5 protein-coding genes and 2 pseudogenes are annotated in these 6,333 nt (G+C 65.6%); 4 read left to right on the top strand and 3 right to left on the bottom strand.

Annotated elements, in window-relative coordinates:
• Positions 1 to 354, top strand: a pseudogene (locus tag CAPSK01_RS21980) (beta-eliminating lyase-related protein); the annotation flags it as partial.
• A gap of 170 nt (positions 355 to 524) precedes the next feature.
• Here the strand turns inward: CAPSK01_RS21980 and rlmD are convergent.
• Positions 525 to 1,142: pseudogene (gene rlmD, locus CAPSK01_RS05070) on the bottom strand (23S rRNA (uracil(1939)-C(5))-methyltransferase RlmD); the annotation flags it as partial.
• 174 nt (positions 1,143 to 1,316) lie between these two features.
• On the opposite strand from rlmD, the gene CAPSK01_RS24320 reads away from it, so the two are divergent.
• From CAPSK01_RS24320 to CAPSK01_RS05055, 3 genes are all read left to right on the top strand, one after another.
• Complete coding sequence (locus CAPSK01_RS24320; protein WP_337958551.1) at positions 1,317 to 1,484, top strand: PEP-CTERM sorting domain-containing protein; 168 nt, start codon at positions 1,317 to 1,319, stop codon at positions 1,482 to 1,484.
• A 67-nt stretch (positions 1,485 to 1,551) separates the two neighbouring features.
• On the top strand, positions 1,552 to 2,253 hold the full coding sequence (locus CAPSK01_RS05060; protein ID WP_034923339.1) for a response regulator transcription factor: 702 nt from the start codon (positions 1,552 to 1,554) through the stop codon (positions 2,251 to 2,253).
• Positions 2,250 to 3,743, top strand: coding sequence for a HAMP domain-containing sensor histidine kinase (locus tag CAPSK01_RS05055; protein WP_034923337.1), 1,494 nt, complete (start codon positions 2,250 to 2,252; stop codon positions 3,741 to 3,743). Before CAPSK01_RS05060 ends, CAPSK01_RS05055 begins: the two co-directional genes overlap by 4 nt.
• A gap of 187 nt (positions 3,744 to 3,930) precedes the next feature.
• On the opposite strand, the gene CAPSK01_RS21970 is transcribed toward CAPSK01_RS05055, so the two are convergent.
• Positions 3,931 to 5,901, bottom strand: a complete 1,971-nt coding sequence (locus CAPSK01_RS21970) for an SUMF1/EgtB/PvdO family nonheme iron enzyme (protein WP_273703127.1) — start codon at positions 5,899 to 5,901, stop codon at positions 3,931 to 3,933.
• A gap of 67 nt (positions 5,902 to 5,968) precedes the next feature.
• The coding region (locus CAPSK01_RS21965) for a hypothetical protein (protein WP_273703126.1) at positions 5,969 to 6,333 on the bottom strand (365 nt) is incomplete at its 5' end.

Here is a 6,333-nt window from a genome sequence, read left to right as displayed (position 1 = left end):
GGCGGACATGCGGTTTATATTGATGCACGAACTTTTTATCCGAACATTCCGGTAGATCAATATCCTGGTCAGGCATTGGTTTGTGAACTGTATAAAGTGGGTGGCATTCGTGCCGTGGAAGTGGGCTCACTGATGTTTGGTAAGTATGATGAAAAGGGAAAGTTAATACCTTCAGCCATGGATCTAGTGCGACTGGCCATACCGCGCAGGGTGTATACCCAAAGTCATATTGATTACGTGATTGCTTTATTTGATGAGCTCATCCGGGAAAAGGAAAAAGTAAAAGGTTATAAGATAGTATTTGAAACTCCGCTGCTCCGACATTTTACGTGTAAGCTGAAACCTGTAATCTGATTACAGGCAGTCAATAAAATTTCTTAATGATCGAGATTTCTCAATTGAGAAAATGTGATTCTGCTTCCGGGTCGCGGGCCCCTGCCTACCGGCAGACTCGCATACGCGTCTCACGCTGTGCCCTGCCTGGCCAAAGATAGGCCAAAGCATGGTCTGCGTATGCTGGAAGATTAGTTGATAGTCAGGCTCACCACATTCTCCACATGCATGGTATGCGGAAACATATCCACCGGTTGAACAGCTACTATGGAATATTTTTCAGAAAGAATTTTTAAATCGCGGGCTTGTGTGGCCGGGTTGCAACTTACATACACAATACGCTTCGGCTCTGCCTTCAGCAACATCTTACAAACATCTTCGTGCATGCCGGCCCGGGGCGGATCAGTAATTACTACATCAGGTTTGCCATGCTGTTGAAGAAACGCATCATCAAGCAAATCCTTCATATCACCGGCATAAAACTCAGTGTTTGAAATTCCATTGATGGAGGAATTGACCTTGGCATCTTCAATGGCAGCCTCTACATATTCCAGCCCAATTACTTTCTTTGCTTGCCCCGCGACAAAATTGGCGATGGTACCGGTACCGGTGTACAGGTCATACACGAGTTCGCTGCCTTTTAAGTCTGCCAGTTGCCATGCTACTTTATACAATTCAAAGGCCTGATCGGAATTGGTTTGATAGAATGATTTTGGCCCAATCCGGAATTGAAGCGCTCCGCTCTTATCGGGTTTCATCATGGACTCTGTTATATATGGTTTACCTTTCCAGGTGATAATCTCCTGATCGCCTCGATCGGCCAGAAGGCCAGCGACCTCTGGGACGCCGGCTCCGAGCTGTTCGATCCGGCGGCGGCGGCCTTCGTCGGCAACAATGACCTGCGCACGCCGCAGAACGGCGTCGTCCGCTTCGACTTCGCCGAGCTTGCGGGTTTCAACGGACTGACGACGGGTGCCGGCTATGTGTTCAACAGCGCGCTCACCGCCGATTCCGATGTCTATCGAATCAGCTTCGCGGTCGTCCCCGAGCCCGAAACCGCTGTGCTGATCGCCGTCGGTCTGTTCGCCGTCGCCGGGGCTTCCCGTCGGCGCCGCGGCCAGTCGTCGGCGTCCGCGCTCGCGCCGGCGTGAAACCGGGCATCGTCCTGCCGCCGCCGGAGGTGCGCCGGCGCCGTTCCCGCGCCTTGCCGTTCGTCCGATGAACGAGCAACTGCTGCTGGTCGAGGACGACGACGCGATCGCCGCCGCGCTGCGTCTGCACCTCGAAGAGGCCGGCTATCGCCTGCATCGCGAGTCCGACGGCTTGCAGGCGATGGCGGCGATCGATCGCCAGCGCTGGGACATGGTCCTGCTCGACCTGATGCTGCCCGGCGCCGACGGTTGGGACGTCTGCCGTCACCTGCGGGCGCAGCACGCGGATGTGCCGGTGATCATGCTCAGCGCCCGTTCGGCCGAGGCGCACCGTATTCTGGGCCTCGAACTCGGGGCCGACGATTACCTCGCCAAGCCGTTCTCGATGCTCGAACTGGTGGCGCGCGTGCGGGCACTCCTGCGACGTATCGAGCAATTGCGTTCGTCGCCGGCGCCGGCATCGGAATTGCGCTTTGGACCCTTCCGGCTCGATACCCTTCGCCGCGAACTGCTGCGCGGCGCCGAAACCGTTCCACTGACCCTGCGCGAATTCGACCTGCTGTACTTCCTGGTCCGTCATCCGGGCCGCGCCTTCAGTCGCGGCGAACTGCTGCAGCGCGTCTGGGGCGCCGCTTTCGACGGTTACGAACACACCGTGAATTCGCATATCAACCGCCTGCGGACCAAGATCGAGGACGACCCGCGCGACCCGCGCCGGATCGTCACCGTCTGGGGCGTCGGCTACCGCTTTGAAGAGACGCCCGCGTGATCGCTGCCCGCTCCTTCACCACCCGCCTGACGCTGGCCCTGGCGCTGCTGCTCGTCGCCTACGGTGCGCTGGTCGGCGTGCTCGGCCGGCACGTCGCCGTGGAGCACGAGCAGGAATCGCTGCAGCGCCTGTCGCATGGACTGGCCAGGCACATCGTCGAGCACTGGCCGGAGATCACCCTGACCGACCCCGATCAGGCGGATCGCGCCGCGCGCGCGGAACTGCTGTCGATGCTGATGGTGGTCAACCCGGGTATCCAGGTCTATGTGCTCGACGCCGACGGCCGCGTCCAGGCGTACATCGGCGAACCCGGGATGGTTCGGCAGGAACAGGTCGACCTGCAGGCGGTGCGCAACTTTCTGGCCGGTGCCGCCCTGCCGCTGCGCGGCACCGACCCGATGGGCTCGGGCATGGCGCGCATCTTCAGCGCCGCGATGTTTCCGCCGCGCCCCACCGATACGCGCCCGCCGGGTTACCTTTACGTCATTCTCGACGGCCAGGCGCGCGAACAGGTGGCCGGGCAGTTGAGCCTGCGCCGAGTCTGGCAGGGCGCGGGTGTCGTCGCCGCGGTCGGCCTGCTGGTGACGCTGCTGCTCGGTGTCTTTGCCTTCCGTCGCCTGACGCTGCCCCTGCATCGCCTGGCTGGCCGCCTGCGCGACTACTCGCTGCGGACGCTGCACGCCGCCGACGCCCGGCGCGACCGCTCGCCGATCAGCGGCGACGAAGTCAGCGCCATCGCCGCAGCCTTTGCCGAGATGACGCAGCGTATCGAGGCGCAGACGGCGCGCGAACAACAGCAGGCAAGCGCGCACCGCGAGATGATGGCCAGCGTCGCGCACGATCTGCGGACGCCCCTGACGGCGCTGCACGGCCACCTCGAAGCGATGGCCGGCAAGACGCCCGCCGAGCCGGGACGCTGCGATCGCCTGCTGGCCGCGGCGCTGGCGCAGAGCGACAAGGTACGCCGCCTGTCGCAGCAGTTGTTCGAGCTGGCGGCGCTGCAGTCCACCGACCAGGTGCTGCACTGCGAGCGTTTCCGGCTCGACGAACTGGTCACCGATGCCGTGCAGAAGTTCGATCTCGGCGACGGGCCGCCGCCGGTCACGCTGCACGGTGCGGCGCCGGGGCCCCTGGAACTCGACGGCGATCTGCAGCTCATCGAGCGCGCGCTGAGCAACCTGATCGACAACGCCATGCGGCACGCCCCCGGCGCCGCGCCGGTGCGCGTCAGTCTGCGGCAGGCCGGCGGAAAAGCCGAAGTGCTGATCGAGGACGCGGGCCCCGGCCTACCCGAAGAACTGCTCGACCGCCTCGAACAGGGTCAGTCGCTGCGCGATCCGCCGGTCAGGCGAAGCAGCGGCGGCATCGGCGGCCTGGGCCTGGCGATCGCCCAACGCGTCGCCGCGCTGCACGGCGGCAGCCTGCAAGCACTGGCGTCGCCGCATGGGGGCACGCGGCTCTGCCTGGCCCTGCCGCTCGCTGCTCCATGAACTGTGCGCTCATCATCCGGAACCTCGCCCAATCCTCCTCGCCATGACTGAGCACCGGCAGGACACCCTGAAAATCCACGGCCTTCCCGTCCTGCTTCCCGACAGACAGCGGAGCGCCTACCGTTGATCGCAGCAAGACCCGCAAAAAAATTTCGCGCGCCCGGCAAAAACGCCGCTGCGCGGCGTTTCAGAGTGGCAGTGAACCCGTGTTGACAGAGATCAGAGATTCAGTGGTCAGCGCTTCAGGATGGGGGAGACACCCCCACACCCGAAAGCCGACAAGGCCGTAGCGGTCGCCGGGGGGGGAGTGGTAGCGGTAGGCACAACGCGCGAGGTCACGGCCGTAGTCCCACGAGCCGCCGCGCAGCACGCGCGGGACCGCATCGACCGCCGGATCTTCGCGCCCGGAATTGGGCACATAGGGGTAGGGTTCAGGGGCGCTGCTCGTCCATTCCCAGACATTGCCGCTGAGGTCGGCGACGCCTTCCGGGGTATCGCCGCCAGGGAAAACGCCCACCGGCGTCGTGCCACGGATATGGCTCTCGAAGGTGTTGCCGCGCGCCGGGTCGAAATCGTCGCCCCAGGCGTAACGCCGTCCCGTCAACCCGCGCGCCGCGGCTTCCCATTCGGCTTCGCTCGGCAGCCGCCAGAGCAGCCCGCTCTGCGCCGACAGCCAGGCACAGTAGGCGCGCGCTTCGTGCCAGCAGATGCCGACCACCGGCTGGGTTGGTTCGTTGTACGCCGGGTCGTTCCACCAGCGGGGCTCGGTTTGCCGGCCAGAAGGGATCTTCTCATCGAGCAGGCTCTCGAATTCGGCCTCCGACATCGCCAGGTATTTCTCATAGTTCGCGGCCGCCAACGGGTTGACTCTGCCGTCGTCGACCATCCGCCGGTACTCTTCCGGGTTGTCGCGGATCCACTGCAGGTTGTCGCGCCCTCTCTGCTTTATGCCGTCCGCGGTCCCCTCGCCGCTTCGCCAGCGCCGGGCCGCTGCGGTCTCCCACCAGCGCTCGTCGTCGTAGCCGCCGGCGGCGATGAACAGCCGCCATTCGGCGTTGGTCACCGGGAAGCGGGCGAGGTGGACAGCGGCGACTTCGACGCCATGCGCCGGCGCCTCTTCCGGGTAAATGCCTTCGTCGCTGCCGATGGGGTAAGTTCCCGCTTCGAGGGCGACCAGCGGCGGCAACAGATACTCGCCGAGCGGGCCACGGCGCCGTTCGAAGCGCGGGTCGCCCAATTCGCCGAGCGCGCGGGTGGCGGCGATGCGCGCGCGCAGGTCGGCGGCCGGGTCGCGGCTGCGCTCGATCAACGCCTGCTGCAGCCGTCGGCGCAGCGCGTCGGACAGCACGACGTCGGGCTGCGCGGCACAGCGGCCGGCGAGCGGCAGATTCACCGCCAGCAAGGCGCTGACGAAGTCCTCGGGGCTTCGCGCCATTGCGGCAGCAAGCACGAAGGTCTCTTCCCAGCCGGTCGCCGGCGCCGCTGGCAACGGGTCGGAGTCGGCGAGGCCGACGAGCACGTCCGGCAGGCTCGGCGAGATCTGGTCGGCCCGCCAGGCGGTGCTGACGAGTTCGGGGCGAGGCTGGCCGGTCAGCGCGCGGGCGGCGAAATACTCCTGCAGCAGTTGATGGACGTAGAGCACGTCGTCCCACTGCACTTCGAGCACCTGCAGCGCGACGCCGGCGTGCAGCAACTCGTCGCCGAGGGGCGCGTACTTCTCGCCGTCGAGCAGTGCGAGCGCGTCGTCGTAAGGCACGCGTACGCGCGAGGCTTCGCCGGGCGCGCGCCGTGCCTGCAGGCCGTAGGCGAGCTGACAGAGTGCTGGCAGCAGCGCGCCGCGTGCTGGCAGGTCGGTGGCGTTGCGCCAGGCGTGCTGGACCAGGCGCTCGTGGTCGCGCTTGTCGAGCAGTGCGCCGGGGCGAAACAGCGGGTTGTCGGCTTCGATCTCGCGCTGTACGGCCTGCCGGACGAAGCCGGTGAACAGCCCGGCCCGGCCCTGCAGCGCCGGCCCGCCGTCGCCGGCCTGGGCGAGCAGCAGGCGGAGGTAGAACGGCGAACGGAACAGGTCGAGCTGCGGCGTGCCGCGCAGTTGCTGCCACAACGCCGAGCTGCGCTGCGGGTTGTAGACGCCGAGGAATTCCTCGACTGTTCCAGCCATGGCCGCGGTGCCGGCAGCGCTTCGCCAGGCTGGGTCGGGCGATAGCGGTTCAGTGGCACGAAGAAGCTCAGCGGCGTGGCCTCGCCGGCCGGCGTGCGCAGCGCGTCGACGGCGAGGTCGAGTTCGAGCCGGCGCAGCAGCGTGCTCTTGAGCCGGGCGGGCCGAGAACGACCAGCGCCGGCTCGCTGGCGGTGGCGAGCACGTCGCGCAGGTCGTCGAAGGTCTGCTGCTGCGCCTGCCAGCGCGTCCCCTGCGCTTGCGGACCCTGATCGAGCAGCAGCGTCAGCCGGGTGAAGCGCCTGTCGAGTGCGTAGCGCGGCTGCGACCACTCGGCGATACGCGCCAGGCGGTAGTCGTCGAGCGTGCGCGGGACGTGGCGCAGGAGGGTCTGCAGCGCGCTGGCGGAGAGTTCGGGGATTGCCTGGCCGGCGC

The organism is Candidatus Accumulibacter vicinus (assembly GCF_000584955.1).
Taxonomy (GTDB): Bacteria; Pseudomonadota; Gammaproteobacteria; order Burkholderiales; family Rhodocyclaceae; genus Accumulibacter; species Accumulibacter vicinus.
Note: the sequence above shows the minus strand (reverse complement) of the source record. Positions and strands in the feature narration are given on the sequence as shown.

Excerpts from the sequence above, each read along its gene's own strand:
- CAPSK01_RS05060 (WP_034923339.1), top strand. The coding sequence starts at position 1,552 with ATGAACGAGCAACTGCTGCTGGTCGAGGACGACGACGCGATCGCCGCC.
- CAPSK01_RS21970 (WP_273703127.1), bottom strand. The coding sequence starts at position 5,901 with ATGGCTGGAACAGTCGAGGAATTCCTCGGCGTCTACAACCCGCAGCGC.